At 72.8% G+C, this 22,937-nt stretch carries 25 protein-coding genes and 2 pseudogenes; 9 read left to right on the top strand and 18 right to left on the bottom strand.

Features of this window, described 5'->3' with window-relative positions; translation table 11 throughout:
* Positions 1-124 precede the first annotated feature (124 nt).
* Together J421_RS34825 and J421_RS34710 are read left to right on the top strand one after the other, a co-directional pair.
* Positions 125-376, top strand: a pseudogene (locus J421_RS34825) (PIN domain-containing protein); the annotation flags it as partial.
* On the top strand, positions 321-617 hold the full coding sequence (locus J421_RS34710; RefSeq protein WP_425485854.1) for a PIN domain-containing protein: 297 nt from the start codon (positions 321-323) through the stop codon (positions 615-617). The pseudogene J421_RS34825 and the gene J421_RS34710, both read left to right, overlap by 56 nt.
* Here J421_RS34710 and J421_RS34120 read toward each other — a convergent pair.
* The 9 genes and pseudogenes from J421_RS34120 to J421_RS33045 form a co-directional block, all read right to left on the bottom strand.
* On the bottom strand, positions 576-1,121 hold the full coding sequence (locus J421_RS34120; RefSeq protein WP_236646363.1) for a hypothetical protein: 546 nt from the start codon (positions 1,119-1,121) through the stop codon (positions 576-578). The two genes, J421_RS34710 and J421_RS34120, sit on opposite strands and share 42 nt — an antisense overlap.
* Before the next feature lie 437 nt (positions 1,122-1,558).
* Positions 1,559-1,777: pseudogene (locus J421_RS34830) on the bottom strand (competence protein CoiA family protein); the annotation flags it as partial.
* 345 nt (positions 1,778-2,122) lie between these two features.
* Complete coding sequence (gene leuB / locus J421_RS24150) at positions 2,123-3,214, bottom strand: 3-isopropylmalate dehydrogenase (protein ID WP_104023374.1); 1,092 nt, start codon at positions 3,212-3,214, stop codon at positions 2,123-2,125.
* Positions 3,211-3,825 (bottom strand): 3-isopropylmalate dehydratase small subunit, encoded by a 615-nt coding sequence (gene leuD, locus J421_RS24155; protein ID WP_025413688.1) that lies wholly within the window; start codon positions 3,823-3,825, stop codon positions 3,211-3,213. The genes leuB and leuD overlap by 4 nt, the downstream gene beginning before the upstream one ends.
* Positions 3,822-5,267, bottom strand: a complete 1,446-nt coding sequence (leuC, locus tag J421_RS24160) for a 3-isopropylmalate dehydratase large subunit (protein ID WP_104023239.1) — start codon at positions 5,265-5,267, stop codon at positions 3,822-3,824. The genes leuD and leuC overlap by 4 nt, the downstream gene beginning before the upstream one ends.
* The gene (locus tag J421_RS24165) at positions 5,264-6,931 is read right to left on the bottom strand and encodes a 2-isopropylmalate synthase (RefSeq protein WP_104023240.1); all 1,668 of its coding nucleotides are present in this window, start codon (positions 6,929-6,931) and stop codon (positions 5,264-5,266) included. The genes leuC and J421_RS24165 overlap by 4 nt, the downstream gene beginning before the upstream one ends.
* On the bottom strand, positions 6,928-7,110 hold the full coding sequence (locus J421_RS24170) for a hypothetical protein (protein ID WP_025413689.1): 183 nt from the start codon (positions 7,108-7,110) through the stop codon (positions 6,928-6,930). The genes J421_RS24165 and J421_RS24170 overlap by 4 nt, the downstream gene beginning before the upstream one ends.
* 287 nt (positions 7,111-7,397) lie before the next feature.
* Positions 7,398-8,111: an ATP-binding cassette domain-containing protein gene (locus J421_RS24175; RefSeq protein ID WP_025413690.1), complete on the bottom strand. Its 714-nt coding sequence runs from the start codon at positions 8,109-8,111 to the stop codon at positions 7,398-7,400.
* Complete coding sequence (locus J421_RS33045) at positions 8,108-8,428, bottom strand: hypothetical protein (protein WP_025413691.1); 321 nt, start codon at positions 8,426-8,428, stop codon at positions 8,108-8,110. The genes J421_RS24175 and J421_RS33045 overlap by 4 nt, the downstream gene beginning before the upstream one ends.
* An 80-nt stretch (positions 8,429-8,508) precedes the next feature.
* Between J421_RS33045 and J421_RS24180 the strand changes: the two genes are divergently transcribed.
* On the top strand, positions 8,509-9,252 hold the full coding sequence (locus J421_RS24180; RefSeq protein ID WP_025413692.1) for a chromate resistance protein ChrB domain-containing protein: 744 nt from the start codon (positions 8,509-8,511) through the stop codon (positions 9,250-9,252).
* Between the two features lie 24 nt (positions 9,253-9,276).
* Here J421_RS24180 and J421_RS24185 read toward each other — a convergent pair whose 3' ends face one another.
* The 4 genes from J421_RS24185 to J421_RS24200 all read right to left on the bottom strand — a co-directional run bounded on the left by J421_RS24185 (position 9,277) and on the right by J421_RS24200 (position 13,409).
* Positions 9,277-10,020, bottom strand: a complete 744-nt coding sequence (locus J421_RS24185; RefSeq protein ID WP_025413693.1) for a DUF2306 domain-containing protein — start codon at positions 10,018-10,020, stop codon at positions 9,277-9,279.
* Positions 10,021-10,041: 21 nt separating this feature from the next.
* Positions 10,042-12,738 carry an ABC transporter permease gene (locus J421_RS24190; RefSeq protein ID WP_025413694.1) on the bottom strand — a complete coding sequence of 899 codons (2,697 nt, stop codon included), beginning with the start codon at positions 12,736-12,738 and terminating at the stop codon, positions 10,042-10,044.
* A gap of 1 nt (position 12,739) precedes the next feature.
* On the bottom strand, positions 12,740-13,075 hold the full coding sequence (locus J421_RS24195) for a PadR family transcriptional regulator (RefSeq protein WP_025413695.1): 336 nt from the start codon (positions 13,073-13,075) through the stop codon (positions 12,740-12,742).
* Between the two features lie 73 nt (positions 13,076-13,148).
* Positions 13,149-13,409, bottom strand: a complete 261-nt coding sequence (locus J421_RS24200; RefSeq protein WP_025413696.1) for a hypothetical protein — start codon at positions 13,407-13,409, stop codon at positions 13,149-13,151.
* Positions 13,410-13,546: 137 nt separating this feature from the next.
* Between J421_RS24200 and J421_RS24205 the strand changes: the two genes are divergently transcribed.
* Entirely contained in the window at positions 13,547-14,404 is an 858-nt protein-coding gene (locus J421_RS24205) for a hypothetical protein (RefSeq protein WP_025413697.1), read from the top strand.
* A 1-nt stretch (position 14,405) separates the two neighbouring features.
* Here J421_RS24205 and J421_RS24210 read toward each other — a convergent pair whose 3' ends face one another.
* The 3 genes from J421_RS24210 to J421_RS24220 form a co-directional block, all read right to left on the bottom strand.
* Entirely contained in the window at positions 14,406-14,990 is a 585-nt protein-coding gene (locus tag J421_RS24210) for a DinB family protein (protein WP_025413698.1), read from the bottom strand.
* A 70-nt stretch (positions 14,991-15,060) separates the two neighbouring features.
* Entirely contained in the window at positions 15,061-15,528 is a 468-nt protein-coding gene (locus tag J421_RS24215; RefSeq protein ID WP_025413699.1) for a GyrI-like domain-containing protein, read from the bottom strand.
* Between the two features lie 50 nt (positions 15,529-15,578).
* A complete protein-coding gene (locus J421_RS24220; RefSeq protein WP_025413700.1) occupies positions 15,579-15,821 on the bottom strand; it encodes a hypothetical protein in 243 nt (80 codons plus the stop codon).
* A gap of 274 nt (positions 15,822-16,095) precedes the next feature.
* Between J421_RS24220 and rsgA the strand changes: the two genes are divergently transcribed.
* Complete coding sequence (gene rsgA / locus J421_RS24225; protein WP_025413701.1) at positions 16,096-17,166, top strand: ribosome small subunit-dependent GTPase A; 1,071 nt, start codon at positions 16,096-16,098, stop codon at positions 17,164-17,166.
* Positions 17,167-17,273: 107 nt separating this feature from the next.
* Here the strand turns inward: rsgA and J421_RS33050 are convergent, their stop codons facing one another.
* Positions 17,274-17,426 carry a hypothetical protein gene (locus J421_RS33050; RefSeq protein WP_158508886.1) on the bottom strand — a complete coding sequence of 51 codons (153 nt, stop codon included), beginning with the start codon at positions 17,424-17,426 and terminating at the stop codon, positions 17,274-17,276.
* A 10-nt stretch (positions 17,427-17,436) separates the two neighbouring features.
* Between J421_RS33050 and J421_RS24230 the strand changes: the two genes are divergently transcribed.
* Positions 17,437-17,715: a LytTR family DNA-binding domain-containing protein gene (locus J421_RS24230; protein ID WP_025413702.1), complete on the top strand. Its 279-nt coding sequence runs from the start codon at positions 17,437-17,439 to the stop codon at positions 17,713-17,715.
* On the opposite strand, the gene J421_RS24235 is transcribed toward J421_RS24230, so the two are convergent.
* On the bottom strand, positions 17,712-18,311 hold the full coding sequence (locus J421_RS24235; protein ID WP_025413703.1) for a winged helix-turn-helix domain-containing protein: 600 nt from the start codon (positions 18,309-18,311) through the stop codon (positions 17,712-17,714). The two genes, J421_RS24230 and J421_RS24235, sit on opposite strands and share 4 nt — an antisense overlap.
* Positions 18,312-18,353: 42 nt before the next feature.
* Here J421_RS24235 and J421_RS24240 point away from each other — a divergent pair, with 42 nt between their 5' ends.
* From J421_RS24240 to J421_RS24250, 3 genes are all read left to right on the top strand, one after another.
* Positions 18,354-19,559, top strand: coding sequence for an aspartyl protease family protein (locus J421_RS24240; protein ID WP_104023243.1), 1,206 nt, complete (start codon positions 18,354-18,356; stop codon positions 19,557-19,559).
* A gap of 79 nt (positions 19,560-19,638) precedes the next feature.
* A complete protein-coding gene (locus J421_RS24245; protein WP_025413705.1) occupies positions 19,639-20,970 on the top strand; it encodes an aspartate aminotransferase family protein in 1,332 nt (443 codons plus the stop codon).
* 150 nt (positions 20,971-21,120) lie between these two features.
* Positions 21,121-22,857 (top strand): glycoside hydrolase family 9 protein, encoded by a 1,737-nt coding sequence (locus J421_RS24250; protein ID WP_025413706.1) that lies wholly within the window; start codon positions 21,121-21,123, stop codon positions 22,855-22,857.
* Positions 22,858-22,937: the final 80 nt, after the last annotated feature.

The raw sequence follows: 22,937 nt of genomic DNA on the forward strand, positions 1-22,937 counted from the left end.
CGCGCGCGGCTTCGCGCTCGTCGTATACGCCAACGGTGCGGCGGCTGCTCGGGATCCTGCCACCGGCGACGCGTGTCGACGACTATCACCAGCATCTGGACGACAAGTACGGCCGCGTGGACAGATGACACCCGCGAGGCGGGGCAGGGGCCGCGGCCGGACTTCGAAGGACGGCAGTCGGAAGGTGGCCGAGACGCCGCGATCCCGGCTGCGCCTCCTTCTCGACGCGAACGTCGTGCTCGATGTACTCGCGGCCCGCGCGCCCTCGTATCGCGACGCGGCCATGCTGCTCTCTGCGATTGAAGAGGGTCGTGCCGCGGGTGTCGTTGCAGCGCACACCATCACGACGCTTCATTACTTGCTCGCCGGGTCGCTCGGTCGCGAGGCGACGCTGGCAGCCCTCGCGCGCCCTCACGAAGCTCCTCGACGTGGTATCGGTCGACCGAACGATCGTCCTCGAGGCCATGGCGATGGGGCTCCGCGATCTCGAGGACGCGGTACAGGCCGTATGCGCGATCCGCGTGGAGGCGGACTACATCGTGACGCGGAACGCGAAGGACTTCCGTGGTAGCCGCCTAACGGTCGCGACGCCGGCCGAGGTGCTTGCGCGCCTCTGACTCCGCGACGTCCAGCGGTTCGGCGAGCGCCCACCGCGCCGTGCCGACACCGGGCCGCCGCGCCCAGCGACCGGACTCGCGGTCGAACCGCAGGCGCTGCGGGTAGAGCGTCGTGCCGGCGAGCCAGCGGCCGTCGTCGTCGCGCAGGCTCGCCGCGGGCGCCCACGGCATGGGGCTGTCGATGCGCTCGCCCTCCGCGCGTCGCGCGCGCGCCCACGCGAGGAACGCGTCGTGGGCGGCCCGGAGCACCGTCGCCTTCGGGCCGTTCGCCAGCATCGCGATCGGCTCGTCGCTTGCGCGGTGGGCGACGACGACGCTCGACACGCGCCCCCCGCGCACGACTCCCGCCACGAACACGACGTCGCGCCTGACGCGGCCGTCGGGGAGATAGCGGTCCACGACCCGCGCCGCCCACGGCCGGTGCGCCGGATCCGCCTCGGCCACCCGCCCCCGGCCACGGCGCGCGCGCGCGGCCGGTGCGCGTCGCACCACCACTGCGCGCACCGGTCGGTGCGGAGCACGGTGAGCGGCTGCTCTGGCGTCCACGCGCTGAGCCGCGCGTACAGCGCCCGCGACGCCACGACCTCGGCCCACGGCACGCCAAGCGTCGCGAGCCGCTCGACCTTCCCTGCGGTCACGGCGTGCGTGCGCCGCACCTCGAGCGCCGCCACCGGCGCGCCGCCGCGCCGCAGCAGGATGTCGGGCCGCGTGTCCGACAGCGCGGCCTCCACCTCGACGGCGTCCCACTCTCCCACGAACGGCACGTCGCACACCGCGCCGCACGGCACGAGCCCCGGTGTGAACACCGTCTCGCCGAGCACGCCGAAGCGGTGGGCACACAGGTGCCTAACGGTGAGCGTACCGCCCGCCCGCAGCGCGGCGGCGAGGTGGTGCTTCGTGTTCAGGTGCAGCGCGGTCTCCCACGACTGCACCGGGCAGCTCGACCCCGCCCGGTGTGCCGCGTGGTGCGTGTTGACGTGCCCGAGCTTGAGCAGCACGGGCTCGCGGCACACGGGACAGCACACCGCGGGGCGGTCGCGCGGCGCGAGGTGCGCGAACTCCGAGACGTGCCGCACGCGCGCCTCGTCCACCACCCACACGAGGCGGACGGGCTCGTGCGGATCGGCCGCGCCTTCGGCCGGCGGGTGCGACGCGGACATGCATCGAAGTTACACGCCGCGCGCGCCCCTCGGCCTCCCGAGGCGGTAGAAGCGCGCCTCGGGGCCGAAATGGAGCAGCAGGCCGTGTCCGAGGGTCGTCGCGCAGATGTAGCTGTGGACCTGCCGCGACGCGGACCGTGGAACTCCTCGCGCTCGAGCGCGGCCATGTAGATGTGCTCGAGAAAGGCGTACCCGGCAGGGGACGACTCCACGTTCTTCGTTTTTCAATTCGAGGAATCGGGAGAATTCAGGGAATCCTCTTCTTGGCCGAGAGGAATTGCTTGAATTCTCCAAATTCCTTGGATGAGGAACGAAGCACGTGGAGCCCGGCCCGCCTCGCCGACCTCAGACCGCCACGGCAGCCGCCGTCCGCACCTCGAGCCTCCCCATCACCGCGTCCGTCATCTCGCGTGTGGAGAGCGACCCGCCGAGGTCCGCCGTCCGCGCGCCGTCCGCGAGCGCCTCGGCCACGGCCCGCTCGACGAGCCGCGCCTCGCGCTCGAGGCCGAGCGAGTGCCGCAGCAGCAGCGCCGCGCTGAGGATCGTCCCGACCGGGTTCGCCACGCCGCGTCCCGCGAGGTCGGGCGCCGAGCCGTGGATCGGCTCGTAGAGCCCCATGCGCGTCTGCCCAACGCCGTTAGGCGCGCCGAGCGATGCCGATGGCAGCACGCCGATGGATCCCGCGAGCACCGCCGCCTCGTCGGTCAGGATGTCGCCGAACATGTTCTCGGTGACGATGACGTCGAAGCGCGCGGGGTTCGTCACGAGGTGCATCGCGCACGCGTCGACCAGCACGTGCTCGAGCGACACGTCCGGGAACTCCGCCGCGACGACGCGCGTCGCCACGCGTCGCCAGAGACGCGACGTCTCCAGCACGTTCGCCTTGTCCACCGACGTGAGCCGGCCGCGCCGCGCGCGCGCCATCTCCGCGCCCACGCGCACGATGCGCTCGATCTCCTCCGTCGTGTACGAGCAGACGTCGCGCGCGCGCTCGCGGCCCGGCTGGCCGTACGTCCCCTTCACGCCGAAGTAGATCCCACCCGTCAGCTCCCGCACCACGAGGAGATCCACGCCGGCGAGCCGCTCGGGCTTCAGCGGCGACGCGTCGGCCAGCGCGGGGAACGGCGCGACCGGGCGCAGGTTCGCGAACAGTCCCAGCGCGCGCCGGATCGCGAGCAGCCCCTGCTCCGGTCGCACCGGCGACAGCGGGTCGTCCCACTTCGGGCCGCCGACGGCGCCCAACAGCACGGCGTCGGCGCGGCGGCACGCGTCGGTCGTGTCGTCGGGGAGCGCGGTACCGGTGGCGTCGATCGCGGCGCCGCCGATGAGCGCCTCGTCGAACGCGAGCGCGCCGCCGGTCACCGCGTCGAGCACGCGACGCGCCTCGGCCACCACCTCCGGGCCGATGCCGTCGCCGGGAAGGAGCGCGACTCTCACGCGGCCTCCCACGACGCGGTCGTGTCGATCATCGACGGACGGCTCCGCTCGTGCCGGTCGACGTCCTCCGCGGCGCCGAGCAGGAAGTCCATCTCGTCGATGCCGTGGAGCAGGCAGTGGCGCGCGAACGGCGCCACCGGGAAGCGCACCTCGTCGCCATCGGGGAGCGTGAGCGTGCGCGCGGCGAGATCCACCGTCACCGCGGCGTCGGGCGACTGCGCGGCATGGAGCCGCTCGAGCGTCGCCGCGTCCACCTGGATGGGAAGCAGCCCGTTGCCGAGCGCGTTGCCGCGGAAGATGTCGGCGAAGGAGCTCGACACGACCGCCCGGAACCCGGCGCCGAGCAGCGCCCACACCGCGTGCTCGCGCGACGACCCGCAGCCGAAGTTGTCGCCCGCCACGAGCACGCGCGCGCCTAACGATTCCGCGCGGTTCACGGGAAACTCGGCGCGCGGCTCGCCGCCGGGCTCGTAGCGCCAGTCGTGGAACGCGTGCGGGCCGAGGCCGTCGCGCCGCGTCGTCGTGAGGAAGCGCGCCGGGATGATCTGGTCGGTGTCGACGTTGTCGCGCGGGAGCGAGACGTAGGGCGAGGTGAACGTCCACGAGGTCATGCGGGTGCTCCTCCGGCGAGCAGGGTACGCGGGTCGGTGATGACGCCGGTGACGGCGGCGGCGGCGGCGGTGAGCGGGCTGGCGAGCAGCGTGCGGCCGCCGCTCCCCTGCCGCCCCTCGAAGTTGCGGTTGCTCGTCGACACCGCGAGCTGGCCCGGGCGGAGCTGGTCGCCGTTCATCGCGATGCACATCGAGCAGCCCGCCTCGCGCCACTCCGCGCCCGCCTCCTGGAAGACGTGATGCAGCCCCTCCGCCTCGGCGGCGCGCTTCACCTGCTGCGAGCCGGGGACGACGAGCGCGCGGACGTTAGGCGCCACGTGCCGGCCGCGCAGCACGCGCGCCGCGTCGCGCAGGTCGCTGAGCCGCGAGTTCGTGCAGCTCCCGAGAAACACGACGTCCACCGGCGTGCCGGCGAGCGGGTTCCCGGGCGTGAGGCCCATGTACCGGAGCGCGCGCCACGCATTCTCGCGCTCCGCGCGGTCGTCGAGCCGATCGGGGTCGGGGACCGCCGCGTCGATCGGCACGCCCATCCCCGGGTTCGTGCCGTAGGTGATCATGGGCCGCAGCGCGCTGCCGTCGATCGTCACGGACCGGTCGAACGTCGCGCCCGCGTCGGTGGCGAGCGCGCGCCAGTCGGCGACCGCGGCGTCCCACGCGGCGCCGGTCGGCGCGTGTGGGCGTCCCTGGAGGTACGCGAACGTCGTGTCGTCGGGGGCGACCATGCCGGCCCGCGCGCCCGCCTCGATCGACATGTTGCATACCGTCATCCGCTCCTCCATCGACAGCCCGCGGATCACGGCCCCGGTGTACTCGATGACGTGTCCCGTCGCGCCGCCGACGCCGAGCGTGGCGCAGACGGCGAGGATGACGTCCTTCGCGCTCACGCCGGGAGCGAGCGCGCCGTCGACGCGCACCTCGAGCGTCTTCGGCTTCGTCTGCAGCAGGCACTGCGTCGCCAGCACGTGCGCCACCTGCGACGTGCCGACGCCGAACGCGAGCGCGCCGAACGCGCCGTGCGTGCTGGTGTGGCTGTCGCCGCAGACGACGGTCATGCCGGGCTGCGTGAGGCCGAGCTCCGGCCCGATGACGTGCACGATCCCCTGCCGCGCGTCGCCCAACGGCAGCAGCGGCACGCCGAACTCCGCGCAGTTGCGCGCGAGCGTCTCCACCTGCGCCTGGCGCGACCGGTTCGCGTCGTCGAGCACCGGCAGCGCCGCGAAGCCGCCCGGCGTCGTCGGCGTGGAGTGGTCCATCGTCGCGATCGTGCGGTGCGGCGCGCGCACGCGGATCCCGCGGCGGCGCAGCTCGTCGAACGCCTGCGCGGAGGTGACCTCGTGCACGAGGTGCAGATCGACGTAGAGCACCGCCGGCGTGTCGAGCGTCTCGGCGCGCACGACGTGACGGTCCCACAGCTTCTCGAAGAGCGTCCGTGGAACGCTCACGACACCACCTCCGTGGCACCCGCCGGCGACGGGTATGCCGAGCGTGGAGCGTGGAGCGGGGAGCGTGGAGCGACCGAATCAGTCCCTCCACGCTCCCCGCTCCACGCTCCGCGCTCGGCCTGGCTGTCTCGTGCCATGTACAGGCGATTGATGGCGTCGACGTACGCTTCGGCCGATGCGGTGACCACATCGGTATGCACACCGTGGCCGAGGTGCGTGCGGCCGGTGTGGACGTCGCGCACGCGTACCGTCACCTCGCCCGCGGCGGCGATCCCCTCGGTCACCGCGCGCACCGTGAACCCTTCGAGCTCGCCGACCTCACCGACGACCGCGTTCAGCGCGCGGCAGCTCGCGTCCACCGGGCCGCTGCCGGTGCCGGAGGCGACGTGTGTGCCGCCGCCGGGCGCGCGCACGCGCACCGTCGCCGTCGGGATGACGTGCGTGCCGCTCGCGACCTGGAGCTGCAGCAGCGCCCATCCGGTCGCCACGTGCTCGTGCGCCGCGGTGACCAGCGCGCGCAGGTCGCGCGCGTCGACCACCTTCTTGCGGTCGGCGAGCTCCTTGAACCGCGCGAACACCTCGTCGAAGCGCGCGTCGTCGAGCGAGAGGCCCATCGACTCCAGCCGGCGGCGCAGCGCGTGGCGCCCCGAGTGCTTGCCGAGGACGAGCGACGAGCCGTCGGCGCCCACCGACTCCGGCGTCATGATCTCGTACGTCGCGCGATGCTTCAGCATCCCGTCCTGGTGGATCCCGGCCTCGTGCGCGAACGCGTTCGCGCCCACGACGGCCTTGTTCGGCGCGACGTGCGCGCCGGTGCACGCGGTCACGAGGCGCGACAGCCGCGTCAGCTCGCGCGTGTCGACCGTGGTGCCGACGCCGAAGTGGTCGGCGCGCGTGAGCAGCGCCATCACGACCTCCTCGAGCGCCGCGTTGCCCGCGCGCTCGCCGATGCCGTTGATGGTGCACTCCACCTGCCGCGCCCCGGCGCGCACGCCGGCGAGCGAGTTCGCCACCGCGAGCCCGAGGTCGTCGTGGCAGTGCGTCGACACGACGACGCCCGGCGAGCGCGCGGCGAGCGCGCAGACGCGCGCGACGAGCGCCTCGTACTCCGCCGTCGTCGCGTAGCCGACGGTGTCGGGCACGTTCAGCGTCGTCGCGCCGGCGTCGACCGCCGCGGCGAGCACCTCGCACAGGAAGTCGGGGTCGGAGCGCGTCGCGTCCTCCGGCGAGAACTCCACGTCGTCGACGAGCGTGCGCGCGAGCGACACGGCCGCGTGCGCGCGCGCGATCGCCTCGTCGCGCGAGATGCGGAGCTTGTGGCGGAGGTGGATGTCCGACGTGGCGAGGAACGTGTGCAGCCGACGGCGCGCCGCGGGCGCGATCGCCGCGGCACACGTCACGATGTCGCTCTCGGTCGCCCGCGCGAGCCCACACACGACGGGCCCGCCGGTGCCTAACGACTCGGCGATCGCGTGCACGGCCTCGGCGTCCCCGGGCGACGCGGCGGGGAAGCCGGCCTCGATGACGTCGACGCCGAGTCGCGCGAGCGCGCGGGCGACGTCGAGCTTCTCGGCGAGCGACATCGTGCACCCCGGCGACTGCTCGCCGTCGCGGAGCGTGGTGTCGAAGATGCGGACCGGTGACGGCTCGGTGGGCGCGCTCACGGCTCGCCGTCCGCCTGCGAGACCGCGACGTCGGCGGCGCGCTCGCCCCGTCGCGGGTCGGTGGGCGTCGGGTACGACGTCTCCGCGCGGAACGCGCGACGCGGCGTCCGCGTCGAGGTGTCGCCGGTGGCGTCGGCGGTGGCGTGACTGGGCTGTCGGTCGGGCGCGAACGAGAACATGGCGACGACGGTGAGAGGGGGATCGTGCCCTCTCGCGCTCCGCAGGCGGCCTAACGCAAAACGGCCCCTCCCACGGTGGCGGGAGGGGCCGTACGCGACGATGAGCGCCGCGCTACTCGGAGCGTCCTCCCAAGCACGAGAGCCCGCGACCGATAAGTCGGCCGAGGGCGCTGGTAAGGAGGAGAACCGCGTGGCGTTGCATGGGACGCAGTTTGGGGCGTGGGCGGGGCGCGGTCAAGAGCCGCGTGCGGAATGCCGCATGTACCATCGTCGTACGAATGCCCGGCTCACGACGCGCGCGGGCCCAGGTACTCGCGGCGGAAGTCGTGATGCGCGCGCGCCGCGTCGGGCGGGCCGAGGTCGTACGTCATGCCGCCCGTGCACCACGTCACGTGGTCCGCCGCCTCGAACAGCGTCGGCACCTCGTGCCCGGTCGCGACCACCGCGCAGCCGTCGCGCGCCAGGCGACGCACCACGGCCACGAGCGCCTCCGCATCGCGCGGCGCCACCCCGCGGAACGGCTCGTCGGCGAGCAGACAGCGCGGCCGTCGCACGAGCGCCGCGGCGAACTCGGCGCGGCGCAGCTCGCCGCCCGACAGCGACGGCGGCACGCGCTCGGCGAGCGCCGCGACACCGGCGAGCGTCAGCGCCTCGTCCACGTCGCCGCCGTCGAACCGTCGGCGCAGCAGCTCGAGCTGGTGCCGCACGGTGAGCGTGGGGAAGAGCAGGTCGTGGTCCGCCAGGTAGAACAGCCCGTGCCGCGCCAGCCGCGACAGCGACGGCCGCAGGTACGCGCGCCCGGCGAAGTGCACCACGCCGCTGTCCGGTTGCAGCCATCCCGCGGCGATCTTGAGCAGCGTGGACTTGCCGGCGCCGTTGCGGCCCAACAGCACGCGCACCTCGTTAGGCACCGCGCGCAGCGTCGCCGCGGCGAGCACGCGGCGGCTGCCGAACCACTTCCCGACACCGTCGGCGACGAGCACGCTCGGGTCGCGACTCACCCGAGCGTTCCCGCGAGCGCGCCGAGCGCGATCTCGCCGGCGAGCGCGGGGAGCGCGACCCACGCCGTGAGCCGCATGCGCGACACGCCGAAGTTGCCGAGCAGCGCGCGCTCCCCGCGCCGCGCGACGTCGACGTGGCCGAGCGCCGCGGCCACGCCGACCATGAGCAGCGCCGCCGACGGTGCGAGCACGAACGCCTCCCGGGGCGGCGCGCCGGCGAGCACCAGCGTGAGCCCCGCCGCGGCGCGCGCGAGCGCCCACACGACGAGGCCGCGCGTGGCGAAGATGAGCGGAAGGGGCGTCGTCGGCCGGGACACGGCGGCACGTTAGTCGCCCGCCCGTCGACTCGCCACGCGTGGCACTGGTCCGCCGCGGGGCCGGCGGCTATCCTCGCGCCATGGCCGACACGCCGCGGTGGCTCCTGCTCGTCACGCACCTCCCGCCGAAGCCCGACTACCTGCGCGTGAAGCTGCGGCGGCGCATCCAGCGGATCGGCGCGCTGCCGCTCAAAGGCTCGGTGTACGTGCTGCCGCTGCGCGACGGGACCACCGAGGACCTGATGTGGCTCCGCGCGGAGCTGCTCGCCGACGGGGCCGACGCCGTGGTCTTCGCCGCCACGCCGCTCGCGGGCGTGACCGACGCGCAGCTCGCCGCGCTGTTCGGCGACGCGGACGCGGCGGAGCCGACCGCGGAGGAACCGCGCGACGAGCGCGCGACGGGACGGACGTGGGTCACGCGCGCCGGCGTCTTCGTCGACCGCATCGCGAGCGCGTGGCTCGTTCGCCGCTTCATCGATCCCGAGGCCCGCTTCGCGTTCACGTCGGACGCGCGGTACGCGCCGCGTCCGGGCGAGGTCCGCTTCGACATGTTCCAGGGCGAGTACACGCACGAGGGCGACCGCTGCACGTTCGAGACGCTGCTCGCGCGCTTCGATCTCGACGCGCCGGCGCTGCGCGCGATCGGCGAGATCGTGCACGATGTCGACATGCGCGACGGGAAGTTCGAGCGACCGGAGGCGGCGGGCGTGGAGGCGGTGCTCGCGGGGCTCGTGCACGAGGAGGCCGACGACGCACGCCGGATCGAGCGCGGTGCGGCGGTCTTCGATGCCCTGTACGCGCGGCTCGGCGGGGCGGATCGTTAGGCGGCGCCGGCGTGCGTCTACGTGTCAGGTCACCGGCGCCTCGACCACGCGCGCCGGCCGCAGCCGCGGGATCCACCGCCGCACGCGCACGCGCCACAGCCACCAGAGCATCACGACGAGCGGCAGCAGCGCCGGCACGGCGAGCAGCTCCGGCACGCGCAGCGGCTTCGGGATCACCTTCGCCTGGCCGAGGAAGAACGAGCCCGCGGCGATGAACAGCGCGATGCGCCACAGGTGTCGGATCAGCCGCGCCGTGCCGCGTACGCCGCCGCGGCGCAGCATGCGCGCGTCGGCGATTCCACAGGCGAGCGCGATCGCGCCGAAGATGAAGAACACGCGTACGGGCACGCCGTCGCGCGCGCGCAGGCCGTGGGCGGCTGCATCGAACCCGCGCGACAGGTTCGCCGCGCCGGTCGCGAACGCGACCAGCATGCCGCCGAGCTCCACTCGCCGCGACGCGACGGTCGGCGGGCGCACGGTCAGCAGCGCGGTCGTCACCATGTACGCGGTGAGCAGCCCGCCGTTCACCGACCCGATCTTCCCCTCGTACGCGGCGATGGCTGCGCCCACGAGCGCCATCGCGAGCATCGCGTAGACGAACAGCGTGCCGCTACGCCGATGCAGCCCCGCACCCTTCGCCGCGTACAGCGCCACGTACCCCGTGACGATCGCCACCATGCCGGCCGTGACGTGCAGCAGCAGCGGCGCCTGCACCGACCAGCCGCCCGACCCGAGCGTGACGCGCGGACCTGCCAGGACTGCCATCATGTTCGCGACCTCCGGAGTGGGTCATTCCGCCCGCAGCGCGACGGCGGGGTCGACGTGCGCGGCGCGCGCCGCGGGAAGCCAGCACGCGGCGACGCCGACGGCGACGAGGACGAGCGCGACGCCGACGAGCGTCACCGGGTCGTGCGGCGTCACGCCGAACAGCATGCTCGACATCGCGCGCGTCGCGGCGAGCGCGCCGAGCACGCCGACCGCCACGCCCACGCCGAGCAGCGCGCCGCCCTCGCCGAGCACCATGCGATAGACGCGTCCCGGGTTCGCGCCGAGGCTCATGCGGATCGCGATCTCCGCCACGCGCGCGCTCACCGAGAACGCCAGCACGCCCGCGATGCCGACCATCGCGATGATCAGCGCGAGCGCGCCGAACGACGCGATGAACAGCGCGTTCAGTCGACGCGGCGCCACGGTCTTGTCGCGCAGCGCCTCGAGCGTCGCGACGTTCTCCACGAGCTGCCGCGGGCTCACGTCGCGCACGGCGCGCAGGATCGTGCGCTGCAGCGTCTCGGGATCGCCCGTCGTGCGCACGACGAGCGCGCCGCCGAGGATCGCCTCCTGCGCGAACGGCATGTACAGCGTCGGCGTCTCGCCGCCGTCGAGCCCGCGGTCGCGCGTGTCGCCGACGACGCCGACCACCGTGCGCCAGTCGCCGGAGAACGGCGTGAACTTCAGGACCGCGCCCGTGAGCGCGACGTGCTGTCCGAGCGGGTCGCGGTCGCCGAACAGCTCGCGCGCGAGCGACCGGCTCACGATGACCACGGCCGCCGTGCCGCGCGCGTCGGTCGTCGCGAACGGACGCCCGGCGAGCATCGGGATGCCGGCAGCGGTGAAGTACTTGCCGTCGACCATGCGGAGCGCCGGGTGCGGCGTCGGCCGGTCGGGCGGCAGCGCGACGCTCTCCGCCTTCACGTCGAAGTCGATGATGGGTGAGCGCAGCGGCGGCGCGGATCCCACCGACGCGAGCTCGACGCCGGGGAGCGCGGCGACCCGGTCGCGCATGCGCTCGTAGCGCGCGAGGTTCTCGGGCTGACGCATCACCTGCTTCAGCAGATCGCCGTCGAGCGGCAGCTCCATCGTGAGGACGTGCGCGGCGCGCACGCCGGTGTCGACCGATGCGAGCTTCGTGAGCGTGCGCGCGAGCAGCCCCGCGCCGGTGAGCAGCACCATGCACACCGCGAGCTGCGCGACGACGAGCGACTGCTGGAAGCGCTGCCGCCCGCGGTCGAGCGTCACGCGGCGGCCCGCCGGCGCGAGCGACGCGGCGAGCGTGCGCGCGCCGCCGATGCGCGGCACGAACGACAGCGCGATCGCCACCGCGACGCTCGTCGCCAGCCCCACGGCGAGCACCACGCCGTCGACGCGGATCTCGGCGGCGCGCGGCGAGAGCTGCGCGGCGAACGCGACGAGCAGCTTCACGCCGGCGAACGCGACGAGCACGCCGAGCGCGCCGCCGGTGAGCGCGAGCGCGAGGTTCTCCACGAGCAGCAGCCGGCGCAGCCGTCCGCGTCCCGCGCCGAGCGCGGCGCGCACGAGCATCTCGCGCTCGCGGTCCACGCCGCGCATGAGCGTGAGGTTGGAGACGTTCGCGCACGCGATGAGCAGCACGAACGCCGCGGCACCCATGAGCAGCCACACCGTGAGCGACGCGCGCGCGTTCACCGCCTGCTTGAGCGGCGACACCGCGATGGTGTAGTGCGACGCCTGCGCGTACGCCTCGGGATGGTCGTGCCGCGCGCGCGCCGCGAGCCGCTCGATGTCGAGCCGCGCCTGCTCCACCGTGGCGCCGGGCGCGAGCCGGCCGAACAGCTCCGTCATGCGGTGCGAGCGGTCCGTCACCATCGTCGCGCTGAGATGGTGCGGGCTCACGACCGTGTTCACGAACACGTCGGTGCGCTGCGGGTAGCTCGGCGCGGGCTGCGCGACGCCGACGATCGTCGTCACGATGTCGTTCAGCCGCACCGTGCGTCCGACGATGCCGGCATCGCCGCCGAAGTGCTCCATCCAGTACGGGTACGAGAGCACCGCGACGGGGGCCGCGGCGGGGCCGTCGTCGCGCGGCGTGGTGAGGCGGCCGACCGCGGGCTCGAGCCCCATGACGTCGAAGTAGTTGCCGCTGACGATGCCGACGCGCGCGCGCGCGGGCGCGCCGTCGTCGCCCGCGATGGTGAACGGCACCGCCGACGAGAACTCCGCCAGCTCGGCCAGCGAGCGCGCGCCGGCGCGGTAGTCGGCGACCTCGGGGACGGAGAAGAGGACGTTGTCGCTCGTCGCCGCGGACTGGCGCAGGTACACGAGCCGGTCGCCGTCGCGGTTGGGCAGCGGACGGAGGAGCGTGCCGCGGAGCAGCGTGAACATCGCCGTGTTGGCGCCGATGCCTAACGCGAGCGTGAGCACGACCGCCGCCGCGAACCCCGGCGCGCGACGGAGCCCACGCACGCCGAGCGCGAGATCGCGCGGCAGCTCCTCGGCCCATCGCGTGCGGCGCGTGGCGCGCACCTGCTCCTTGCGGATCTCGAGGTTGCCGAGCGCGCGGAGCGCGGCGGCGCGGGCGGCGTCGGGCGCCATGCCGAGGCGCTCGTTCTCCTCGGTCTGTCGCTCGACGTGGTACGCGAGCTCCGCGTCGAGCTCGTGATCGACGTCGCGGCGGCGGAAGATGGAGCGGAGCCGGAGGGCGGCGATCCGCAGCCAGCGGTCGATGCTCATGCTAGACCTCCTGCAGGCGGACGAGCGCGGTGATGGCGCGGGCGAGGCGATCCCAGTTGCCGGCCTCGATCTGGAGCTGCTTCCGGCCGGCGCGGGTGAGCGAGTAGAACTTCGCGCGCCGATTGTTCTCGCTCTGCCGCCACTCCGACGTGACCCATCCTTCCTGCTCCAGCTTGTGGAGCGCGGGGTAGAGGGATCCGTCGCTGACCTGGAGGACGTCGGCGGAGAGCTGCTTGAGGCGCTGGCCCATCGTCCACCCGTTCATCGGCTCGAGGGCGAGCATCTTCAGGATGAGCAGGTCCAGCGTGCCCTGTACGAGATCGTTCGGCTTGCTCACGGTTCTCTCCCTCGGTTACCGATATGAGAGTACGGACGGGGGGCCGGGCGGGTTTCACTCGGTTACCGAGGCGTCAGACGCCGACCAGCTCCTCCTCGCCCACGTCCGACTCGGCGTCGTCCCACGCCGGCGTCTCGTCGTGGTACCAGTCCTCGTGCGGCGACCCGACGCCGCAGCGATGGCAGAACGTCACGCGCCACTGCTTGCTGCAGCCGGGACAGCGCGCGGCCGTCTCGAACGTGTTCCACACGCACTGGCACCCCGGCAGACAGATCCAGCGGTCCTCGGGGCCGGGGGCCCACTCGCACTGCGGGCAGTAGATGCGGCACGCCATGGCGTCACTCCCGTGTCGGCTCGAGCGTGGACGCCGCGCCGCCGTGATCGGCCGCGAGGCGCCCCGACGTAGGGTATGGATGAAGGGAACGACGCGTCCGCGCAGGGTGCAACTCCTCGTCGGCGGAGGGTGATCGCATGCGGTCCTCACGGTGGCTGCTCGTGCTGTCGTTCGTGTCCTCGTCGCTCGCCTCGGCGCAGACCCCCGAGCTGTCGTTCCGCGACCCGCCGGGGTTCTACCGCAGCGCTTCCTATCCGCCCGCGGACTTCTCGTCGCAGGAGGTGAACGCGTCGCTCCAGGTGTACCCGTTCCGGGTGCTCGGCGACGTGCGGCAGGCCTTCACCCGCACGCTGCTGCGCGAGCTGGTGGACCCGCGCTACCGCGAGGAGAACGTCGCGCCGGGCGTGCGCTTCGACGCCATCTCGCTTCCCGGCGCCGACGTCGTACTGCGCGCGCAGTTCAACGAGGTCGTCGTCGGGCAGCCGCGCCCGCACGTGCGGATGGTCGTCGTGGTGGGACCGGCGGCGGCGATCGTGGACGCGTCGGCCGGCAGCCCGGCCGCGTGGATGCGCATCCTCCCCGCGCTCAACGCGTTCGCGCAGACGCTGCACGTCGCCGCCGCGGCGCCGGAGCCCACGTACGCCGCGCCGACGAGCGCCGACGGCCAGCGGCTGGCCGGGCTCTACATGACGCTGAAGAACAAGTACAACTCGCTGTTCAGCCGGTGGGAGACGGCGGCGTACTACTACCTGTTCTCCGCCGACGGCCGCGTGTACCGCAAGTACGACGACCTCACGGTGCCGGGCAACGACCCCGCGCGGTTCGACTACGCCGGCGCGCAGCGCGCCGACCCGGTGAACTCGGGGCGCTACGTGATCCGCGGCGACGTGGTCTACGTGCGTATGGGCACCGCCGACCAGCCGGAGACGTTCGAGATGCGGCTGCCCTCGGGCAACGTGCTCGTGATCGGATCGTCGCGCTACGAGCGGCAGTGACTCACCGGTCGCCGCCGGGCGGACGTGGCCGCGGCAGCGCCGTCGGCGGTACGAGGTTGTTCAGCCGCATGTAGTTCGCGATCTGGCTGTAGTGGTCCGCCATGTCGATGATGTGTCCCATCACCGGCCCGGCCCTCGTCACCGTGCGCGACTGGCCGTTCGGGAGCTGCTGCGTGACCTGCTCCGCGAGCTTCGCATCGTCGAGCTGCGCGAGCGCGTCCTCGCAGAACTTGAAGGACGCCTTCATCTGCGCGACCAGCTTCGCCTTCGGCCACTTCGCCTTGACCGTATCGGGCGCGCTCGTGTCCCCCGGATCGAGCGCGCCCTTCATCGCGCCGAACTGGTTGCAGTAGAAGTAATTGTCGTCCGCGAGGTGCTGCGCGATGTACCCGATGGTGAGCTGCGCCGCCGTCGGCTTGTACCCGAAGATTCGCTCGGGAATCGAGTCGAACGCCTGGGCCAGACGCTGCTGGAACGCCATCGTCCGCTGCTTCATCACGGTCGTGATCGGATTCGCCGGCGGCTGCTGCGCTCCGAGAGCGATGGGGAAGGCAACGACGACGAGCGCTGCGCGCGAGACTCTCATGCGGTCCCTGCCGGTGAAGAGGGTGACGGAGAATTGACCGGCGCGCGCCATGGCCCGCCAGACCGTCCCGTCACCGTCGCAGGAGATGGTAGACGTCGGTCCGCCGCTGTGCCGGATCGTCGCTCCAGTGTCCATAGACTTCCCACCGCACGCCCGTGAGCTCGCGACCCTGCGCGCGGCACCACTCGATCACCGCGGCGTGCGCCCGGCCGAGCTCCGCGTAGTCGCCCCAGTGCGTCGTGCCCGCGACCTCGCCGACGGGGAGCGGGGCGTACTGCACGGGCCCGATCGGCGCGAACGGCGCCGCGACGCCGACGCCGAACTCGACGTCGGTGGTTCGCTCCGGGCCGCTGCCGCCGCGATAGACGAAGATGTTCTGGCCGTCGACGCGCACCGCCCCGCGCCGCGCTGCGGCGTACACCTGGTCCAGGTACTCGGCGAAGTGCACGGGCACCGCGGCGATCGGCAGCTGCGCGCGCACCGCGGCGATGCCGCGCTGCGTCGCGATCTCCAGCCGGACGGGATGGTCCGAAGACATCGAGATGCTCTCTCCTCGCCGGTGATCCCGCGGCCGCCTAACGCCAGGGCTCAGGAGCCCGCGCTCGGGTTGTCCGCGAACGCCCGCTCGGCCAGCGCGAGCGCGTCATCATACAGCGCGCGATGCGACGTCGCACGATCGAGGTCCTGCGCCGCGAACACGGCGGCGACGAAGCTCTCGGCATCCGCTGGCGCCTGGTCCAGCACCGCGCGCCGCGCCTCGGGCGAGAGGCACAGACCGAGCTGGTCGCAGAGCGCGGCGAGGAGGAACCCGGTCGCTCGAAGATTCAGCATGCCGTAATCTACGGCCGGCGTCCGACCGCTGAGTCGCCCACGGCTTGACGCGTCGTCCGGGCACCGAGAGCTTTCCCTCGCGCACGCCAGCGTCGGCGTGCCCACACCGAGAGGCGCCTGTGCGTACCGCCGTCCCTGTCTCCCACGTGGCCGCCTAGCCCACGTCCGACGGCGTTCGTTCGCTCCACGACGAGGCTCCGCGGCCAGCACCGCGTGACTCCGCACGCCGGTCACTCCGGCCGGCGGCACCCTCGCCCGTCACGGAGCCCCTCGCATGCCTAACGATAATCCGCTCGCGTCCCTCGGCTGGGACGACGAGTGGCGGACGCACTTCGCGCCGTTCGTGAATTCCCTCGTGCCGGCGCGCGTCGTCGCCGAGCACCGCAGCCGGTATCTCGTCGCCGGCGACGGTGGGGAGCGGAGCGCCGTCGTCGCCGGCCGTCTGCGCCACGACGACGACACGACCGACGCCCGGCCCGCCGTCGGCGACTGGGTCGCGGTCGACGCTGGGCCCGACGGTGTCGCGGTGATCCGCGCGGTGCTGCCGCGACGCACCGCGTTCGTGCGCCGGGCCGCGGGGCGCGCCGCGCGACCGCAGGTCGTCGCCGCGAACGTCGACGTCGCCGCCATCGTCGCGCCGCTGTCCGAGCCGCCCAACGCGCGGTGGGTGGAGCGGTTCGTCGCCGTCGCGTGGGAGAGCGGCGCGGTGCCGCTGGTCGTGCTCACGAAGGCGGATCTCTGCAACGACCCCGAGGACGCGGTCGCCGCGCTGCGTCCGTCGGTACCCGGCGTCGACGTCGTCGCGGTCTCGGCGTCGGCGGGGACGCTCGACCCGCTGCGCGCGCACCTCGTGCCGGGGCGCACGCTCGTGCTGCTCGGCAAGTCCGGCGCCGGCAAGTCCACGCTCGTCAACGCGCTGCTCGGCCACGAACGCATGGCGACGCGCGACGTGCGCGACGACGGCAAGGGGCGCCACACGACGACGCACCGCGAGCTCGTGCCGCTCGATGGCGGCGCGCTGCTCGTCGACACGCCGGGGATGCGCGAGCTCGCGCTGTGGGGCGGCGACGGCGGTGTCGAGGCGACGTACGCCGACGTCGAGGCGCTCGCCGATGAATGCCGCTTCCGCGACTGCGCGCACGACGGCGAGCCCGGTTGCGCGGTGGCCGACGCCGTGGCCGCCGGCACGTTAGGCACCGACCGGCTGGCGTCGTGGCGGAAGCTGCGCCGCGAGCTGGCCCATCTCGCGCGTCGGGACGACCCCCGTGCCGCGGCCGAAGTGCGGGCGCGCACGAAGGTCATCATGCGCAACGTGACGCGGCTCTATCGTGAGCGCGGGCGTTGAGGCGCTCCTGGACTCCACGTACGAGTGTTCGTAGGACTGAAGGAAGACTGAAGAGGGACTGAAGAAGGAAACACCAACGAAGTTGTTGGTCCTTCTTCAGTCCTCCTTCAATCCTGCTTCAGTCCCACGAGAAACACGTACGTGGAGGCCGGCCGAGCGCGCCCACGCAGCCTATGGTCGAGGTCGAACGGGCGCGCGAGGCTGTTCCCGGCGACGTCCTCGAGCGCGGCGTCGACGTGCAGCGTGTACGATCCCGGCACCCACTTCGTGATGCTGCACGTCGAGGAGATCGACTGGATCGAGGCGGCGGCGAGCTACGTGCGCGTGCACGCGCGCGACCGCGTGTTCGTGCTGCGCGGCACGATGAGCGCGCTCGAGCAGCGGCTCGACCTGCGGCAGTTCGCGCGGATCCACCGCTCCACCATCGTGAACGTCGACCGGGTGCGCGAGATCCGACCTGAGCGGCACGGTGACTACGACATCGTGCTCGCGGACGGCCGTACGCTGCGGCTGGGGCGTGCCTATCGTGAGACGCTGCTCGGGCGCTAGTCCCGCGAGTCGCGATTCGACGGCGCGAGCACGAAGGTGAGCTCGTACGGCGAGCGGTTCGTCGCGCGTGCGCCGGCGCGGTCGCGTCGGCCCGATCGCATGAGCGTGATGAGCCGGTCCAGCAGCGCATTCACCTCGGCCAGCTCGCTCGCGGAGAGCGACCCGCGGGCCCGGCCAGCCCAGAGATTTCGCCGCGGGCCCTCCACGACGGCGATGTCCGGTCGGAACCCGCGGCGAAACGTTCGTTCGGCGCTGCGCAGCATGGATCCGATGACCCGCAGCACGGCGGCTTTGTTGGTCCGACTCGCCGGCCGGTACTCGAGATACAGGGACTTGTGCGCGACGTCGAGGCGCAGGTCGGCGCGCCCGTTCGCCTCCTCCCGCACTTCCGTCAGCAGCCGAACCTCGAGCAGGCGCCTGACGTGGTAGTACAGGCCGTCCGCCGGCTTGCCCAGCGCGGTGGCCAGCTCGGCGACCGAGCACGGCCCGATCGCCGCCACGGCATCGAGGATGTCCTGTCGGATCGGCGACGACAGCGCCCGGATCTGGCGCGGATCGGCAATCGGTAAACCCTGCGACGCGATGGAATGTCTCATGGGGTGGTCTTGAAATTCTAGCGAAAATTTCAGGGTGCCACCATGACACGCTCTGCCGCCTACGCCGCCCTGGCGATCATTTGTGCTGGCCGTGTCGCCGCGAGCCAGAGCGCGCCGAGCGCGCCGAACGTGCCGGTCGTGATACCCATTCGGGTCGTCAACAATCACGTCCACCTCCGAATGTCGAGCGGCGGCCGCGACCTCTCGATGATCTACGACACCGGCGCCGGCACGACGCTGCTCGACCTGCCCGTCGCCGAGAGCCTCGGGTTGCGGCTCGGGCCGGCCGTGAACATCGGCGGCGCGGGCCCCAATGCGGCTCGCGGCTTCCGCCTCGCCAGCGGCTCGCTCGTCCTTCCGCAGGACTCGACGATCACGGTGACGCCGGCCATCGCGTTCCCGATGAGCATCGCCGTCTTCGAGGGCCTCCCGGTGAACGGCATCCTCGGCGCGGACTTCACCGCGCAGTCCGTCGTGCAGCTCGACTACGCGCGCCAGCGGATGATGCTGTATCCACGCACGTTCCGGTACGCCGGCGACGGCATCCGTCTGCCGCTCACGTTCAAGGACGGACATCCCCACACCGTCGGCCAGGTGGTGCTCGCGGACGGCGCGCGCCTCTCGGCCGACTGCGCGATCGACGTGGGGGCCTCGTCCGCTCTCATGCTCACCAAGCCGTTCGTCGAGAAGCACCACCTGCTCGATCGGGTCGGGCCCACCATCCACCGCAAGTCGGGTCGAGGCGTGGGCGGCAGCGCATGGACGACGATCGGGCGCGTCGCCGCCGTGCGACTCGGCACCGCGGAACTTCGCGCGCCGATCACGGCGTTCTACGGCGATTCGGCCGGTGTCTTCTCCACGGACCGCAGCTTCGAGTGCAACGTCGGTGGAGAGATTCTTCGCCGCTACATCGTGTATCTCGACTACGGCCGGAAGGAGATGATCCTCGAGCCCACCGCCGCGGTCGACGATCCGTTCGAGGCCGACATGAGTGGGGCGGCGTTCCGGATGGACACCGCAGCGGGTGGCATCCGCGTCACGGACATCATGCCGCGCGGGCCCGCCGAAGCCGCGGGCCTGCAGGAAGACGACCTGCTCGTCGGCATCGACGGGCGCCCCGCGCTGGAGGTCGGCGTGGAAGCGCTGCGGCGCCGCTTCCGACAGCACGGCGGCGAGGTGGAGCTCACGGTGCGTCGCGCGCAGGGGGACCGCGTGATCGTCCGCCTTCCCGTGCGCCGATTGATCTAGACGTCGGAATCACGTCGCGCCCTGCACGAGCGGCGACACGCGGCCAGATTGAAGCACTCCCAGGCGCCGACCGATTCCGATGTCCCACGTCTTCCACCGCGACCCGAGCGTCGCGCTTCCCGTCGTCGTCGCCGGCGACGGCCCGTACCTGATCGACCGCGACGGCCGCCGCTATCTCGACGCCTCGGGCGGCGCGGCGGTGTCGTGCCTCGGCCACAGCGACCGAGAGGTGATCGCGGCGATCAAGGCGCAGCTCGACGTGCTGCCGTACGCGCACACGAGCTTCTTCACGAACGAGCCGGCCGAAGCGCTCGCCGAAGCGCTCGTGTCGCACGCGCCGGAGGGCTTCTCGCGCGTGTTCTTCGTCTCCGGCGGATCGGAGGCCGTGGAGGCGGCGCTCAAGCTCGCGCGGCAGTACTTCGTCGAGATCGGGCAGCCGGCGCGCCACCGCATCGTCGCGCGGCGCCAGAGCTACCACGGCGGCACGATCGGCGGGCTCTCGGCCGGCGGCAACGTCGCGCGGCGCGAGCTGTACGGGCCGATCCTGCTCGACGTGTCGCACGTCTCGCCGTGCTACGCCTACCGCGGCAAGGAGCCCGGCGAGTCCGACGACGCGTACGGCGCGCGCCTCGCCGCGGAGCTGGACGCCGAGCTCCTGCGACTCGGCCCGGAGACGGTGATGGCGTTCGTCGCCGAGACCGTGGTCGGCGCGACGTTGGGCGCGGTGCCGGCCGTGGCGGGGTACTTCCGTCGCGTGCGCGAGGTGTGCGACCGCCACGGCGTGCTGCTGATCCTCGACGAGGTGATGTCGGGGATGGGACGCACGGGTACGATGTACGCCTGCGAGCAGGAGGGGATCGTTCCCGACCTGCTCTGCGTCTCGAAGGGTATCGGAGCAGGCTATCAGCCGCTCGGCGCGACGCTGGTGCACGAGCGGATCTACGACGCGATCGTGAGCGGCTCGGGCGCGTTCCGCCACGCGCACACGTTCATGGGCCACGCGACGGCGTGCGCCGCGGGGCTCGCCGTGCAGCGGGCGATCGCCGAGCGCGGCTTGCTGCCGCAGGTGCGATCGTTGGGCGACGCGCTGCTCTCGGCGCTGCGCGAGCGGTTCGCCGAGTACCCGTTCGTCGGCGACGTGCGGGGGCGCGGGCTGTTCGTCGGCGTCGAGCTGGTGGCGGATCGCGAGAGCAGGCAGCCGTTCGAGCCGGGTCGCGCGGTGCACAAGCGCGTCAAGCGCGCGGCGATGGCGCGCGGCATGTTGTGCTACCCGAATGGGGGCACCGCGGACGGGGTCCGCGGCGACCACGTGCTGCTCGCGCCGGCGTTCATCGTGGACGAGCGGCAATTGACCATCATCGTCGACACGCTGGCCGAGGCGATCGACGAGGCGACGACGACCGATCACTGAGTGGCGTCTCACGACGCCTCGGCAGGCAAGGCTCCTCGCGTTTGGTCGCGGATCAGCGGATCAGCGGATTCGCGGATTCGTCGATCCGCGACCAAGACACGAGGGGCTCTCACTGCTGGGGAGTCGTGAGACAGCGCGCGGAACCCTACGATGCTCTCTCTGTTACTCGCCGTTCTCGACTCGACGCACTTCGTCCGCGTCAACCAGGTGGGCTACCTCCCCGACGCGCCGAAGGTCGCGGTGGTCTGCTCGCTCGACGGCACGACGCTCGGCCGGTTCCACGTGGAGGACGAGGGTGGACGCATCGTGCTGCGCGAGCGCGCGTCGACCACGGCCGGCCCGTTAGGCCCGTGCGCCGCCACGGAGCGGCTGGACTTCTCGGCGGTGCGCGCGGCGGGGCGCTACGTGATCGTCGCGGGGAACGTGCGGTCGCCGGTGGTGCGCGTCGGGCCGGACGTGTGGGCCGGGGGCGCGGACACGGCGCTCTACTACCTGCGGCAGCAGCGCTCCGGCTACAACCCGTTCTTCCGCGACTCCGTGCATCGCCACGACGGCAACGTCATCGACGACTCGGGGCGGGTAGTGAAGTTCCTGCCGGTGAGCGGCGGGTGGGCGGACGCGTCGGACTACCTGCAGTACGTCACCACGTCGGCGACCGCGACGTACGCGCTGCTCGCGGCGTATCGCGACCACCCGCGCGCGACGGCGGACGCGTTCGACGCGCGCGGCCTTCCCGGGCCGAACGGCGTGCCCGATGCGCTGGACGAGGCGCGGCACGGGCTCGCGTGGCTGCTGCGCATGTATCCCGGCGGCGACGAGATGTACAACCAGCTCGCCGACGACCGCGATCACAGCTACTTCGACCTGCCGACGAACGACTCGTCGGACTACGGCTGGGGGAAGGGGCGCGAGCGGCCGGTGTACCCGTGCACGGGGCGGCCGCAGGGGCTCTTCCAGTACAAGAACCGCGCGACCGGCTACGCCTCGACCGCGGGCAAGTACGCGGCCGCGTTCGCGCTCGCGGCGCGGCTGTACGCGCGCACCGAGCCCGCCTTCGCCGACACGCTGCGGCGGCGAGCCGAGGCGGCGTACGCGTTAGGCCGCGCGCACCCCGGCGCCTGCCAGACGGCGCCCGGACGCGCGCCGTACTTCTACGAGGAGGACAGCTGGGCGGACGACATGGAGCTCGGCGCCGCCGAGCTGCACGCGCTCACCGGCGAGCGACGCTACCTGCGCGAGGCGCTCGCCTACGCGGTGCAGGAGCCGGTCACGCCGTGGATGGGCGCCGACACCGCGCGCCACTATCAGTGGTTCCCGTGGTTCAACGCCGGACACCACGCGCTCTGGCGCACGGGCGGCCGGCGCGAGCGCGGGCGAGCGGCGGCGTTCTATCGCGCGGGGCTCGAGCGCGTCGTGCGGCGCGGCGCGTCGAACGGCTTCCGTGTCGGCGTGCCGTTCATCTGGTGCTCCAACGACCTCGTGCTCGCGTTCGCGACGCAGGCGCTGCTCTACCGGCGCATGACGGGCGACGCGCGATTCCGCGTCGAGGAGCAGGCGGCGATCGACTGGCTGTTCGGCGCGAACCCGTGGGGCACGTCGATGGTGATCGGCTATCCGCGCGGCGGCCGGTGGGCGCGCGACCCGCACTCCGCGGTCGCGTCGCGCTTCGGTCCGGAGGCGCTCACCGGCGGGCTGCTCGACGGGCCGGTGTACCGCTCGATCTACGGCAACCTGCGCGGCATCGCGTTGCACGACGCGGACGAGTACGCGCGGTTCAACACGGGCGCGGTCGTCTACCACGACGACATCGGCGACTACTCGACGAACGAGCCGATCATGGACGGCTCGGCGAGCCTCGTGTACCTGCTCGCCGCGCTCGTGCGTTAGGCGGCTGCCGGCGGCGTCGTTAGGCGGCGTCCCCGCCCGGCGGGCTGAGCCGGCCGCGGCTCGGGGCCACTTGCATTTCC

The organism is Gemmatirosa kalamazoonensis (genome assembly GCF_000522985.1).
Classification (GTDB): domain Bacteria; phylum Gemmatimonadota; class Gemmatimonadetes; order Gemmatimonadales; family Gemmatimonadaceae; genus Gemmatirosa; species Gemmatirosa kalamazoonensis.

Bases quoted from the DNA above. Each gene is read 5' to 3' on its own strand.
- leuD (WP_025413688.1), bottom strand. From the start codon at position 3,825: ATGACCTCGTGGACGTTCACCTCGCCCTACGTCTCGCTCCCGCGCGAC.
- J421_RS24170 (WP_025413689.1), bottom strand. From the start codon at position 7,110: ATGTTCTCGTTCGCGCCCGACCGACAGCCCAGTCACGCCACCGCCGAC.
- J421_RS24180 (WP_025413692.1), top strand. From the start codon at position 8,509: ATGGCCGACACGCCGCGGTGGCTCCTGCTCGTCACGCACCTCCCGCCG.
- J421_RS24185 (WP_025413693.1), bottom strand. From the start codon at position 10,020: ATGATGGCAGTCCTGGCAGGTCCGCGCGTCACGCTCGGGTCGGGCGGC.
- J421_RS24190 (WP_025413694.1), bottom strand. From the start codon at position 12,738: ATGAGCATCGACCGCTGGCTGCGGATCGCCGCCCTCCGGCTCCGCTCC.
- J421_RS24200 (WP_025413696.1), bottom strand. From the start codon at position 13,409: ATGGCGTGCCGCATCTACTGCCCGCAGTGCGAGTGGGCCCCCGGCCCC.
- J421_RS24205 (WP_025413697.1), top strand. From the start codon at position 13,547: ATGCGGTCCTCACGGTGGCTGCTCGTGCTGTCGTTCGTGTCCTCGTCG.
- J421_RS24210 (WP_025413698.1), bottom strand. From the start codon at position 14,990: ATGAGAGTCTCGCGCGCAGCGCTCGTCGTCGTTGCCTTCCCCATCGCT.
- J421_RS24215 (WP_025413699.1), bottom strand. From the start codon at position 15,528: ATGTCTTCGGACCATCCCGTCCGGCTGGAGATCGCGACGCAGCGCGGC.
- J421_RS24220 (WP_025413700.1), bottom strand. From the start codon at position 15,821: ATGCTGAATCTTCGAGCGACCGGGTTCCTCCTCGCCGCGCTCTGCGAC.
- rsgA (WP_025413701.1), top strand. From the start codon at position 16,096: ATGCCTAACGATAATCCGCTCGCGTCCCTCGGCTGGGACGACGAGTGG.
- J421_RS24230 (WP_025413702.1), top strand. From the start codon at position 17,437: ATGCTGCACGTCGAGGAGATCGACTGGATCGAGGCGGCGGCGAGCTAC.
- J421_RS24235 (WP_025413703.1), bottom strand. From the start codon at position 18,311: ATGAGACATTCCATCGCGTCGCAGGGTTTACCGATTGCCGATCCGCGC.
- J421_RS24240 (WP_104023243.1), top strand. From the start codon at position 18,354: ATGACACGCTCTGCCGCCTACGCCGCCCTGGCGATCATTTGTGCTGGC.
- J421_RS24245 (WP_025413705.1), top strand. From the start codon at position 19,639: ATGTCCCACGTCTTCCACCGCGACCCGAGCGTCGCGCTTCCCGTCGTC.
- J421_RS24250 (WP_025413706.1), top strand. From the start codon at position 21,121: ATGCTCTCTCTGTTACTCGCCGTTCTCGACTCGACGCACTTCGTCCGC.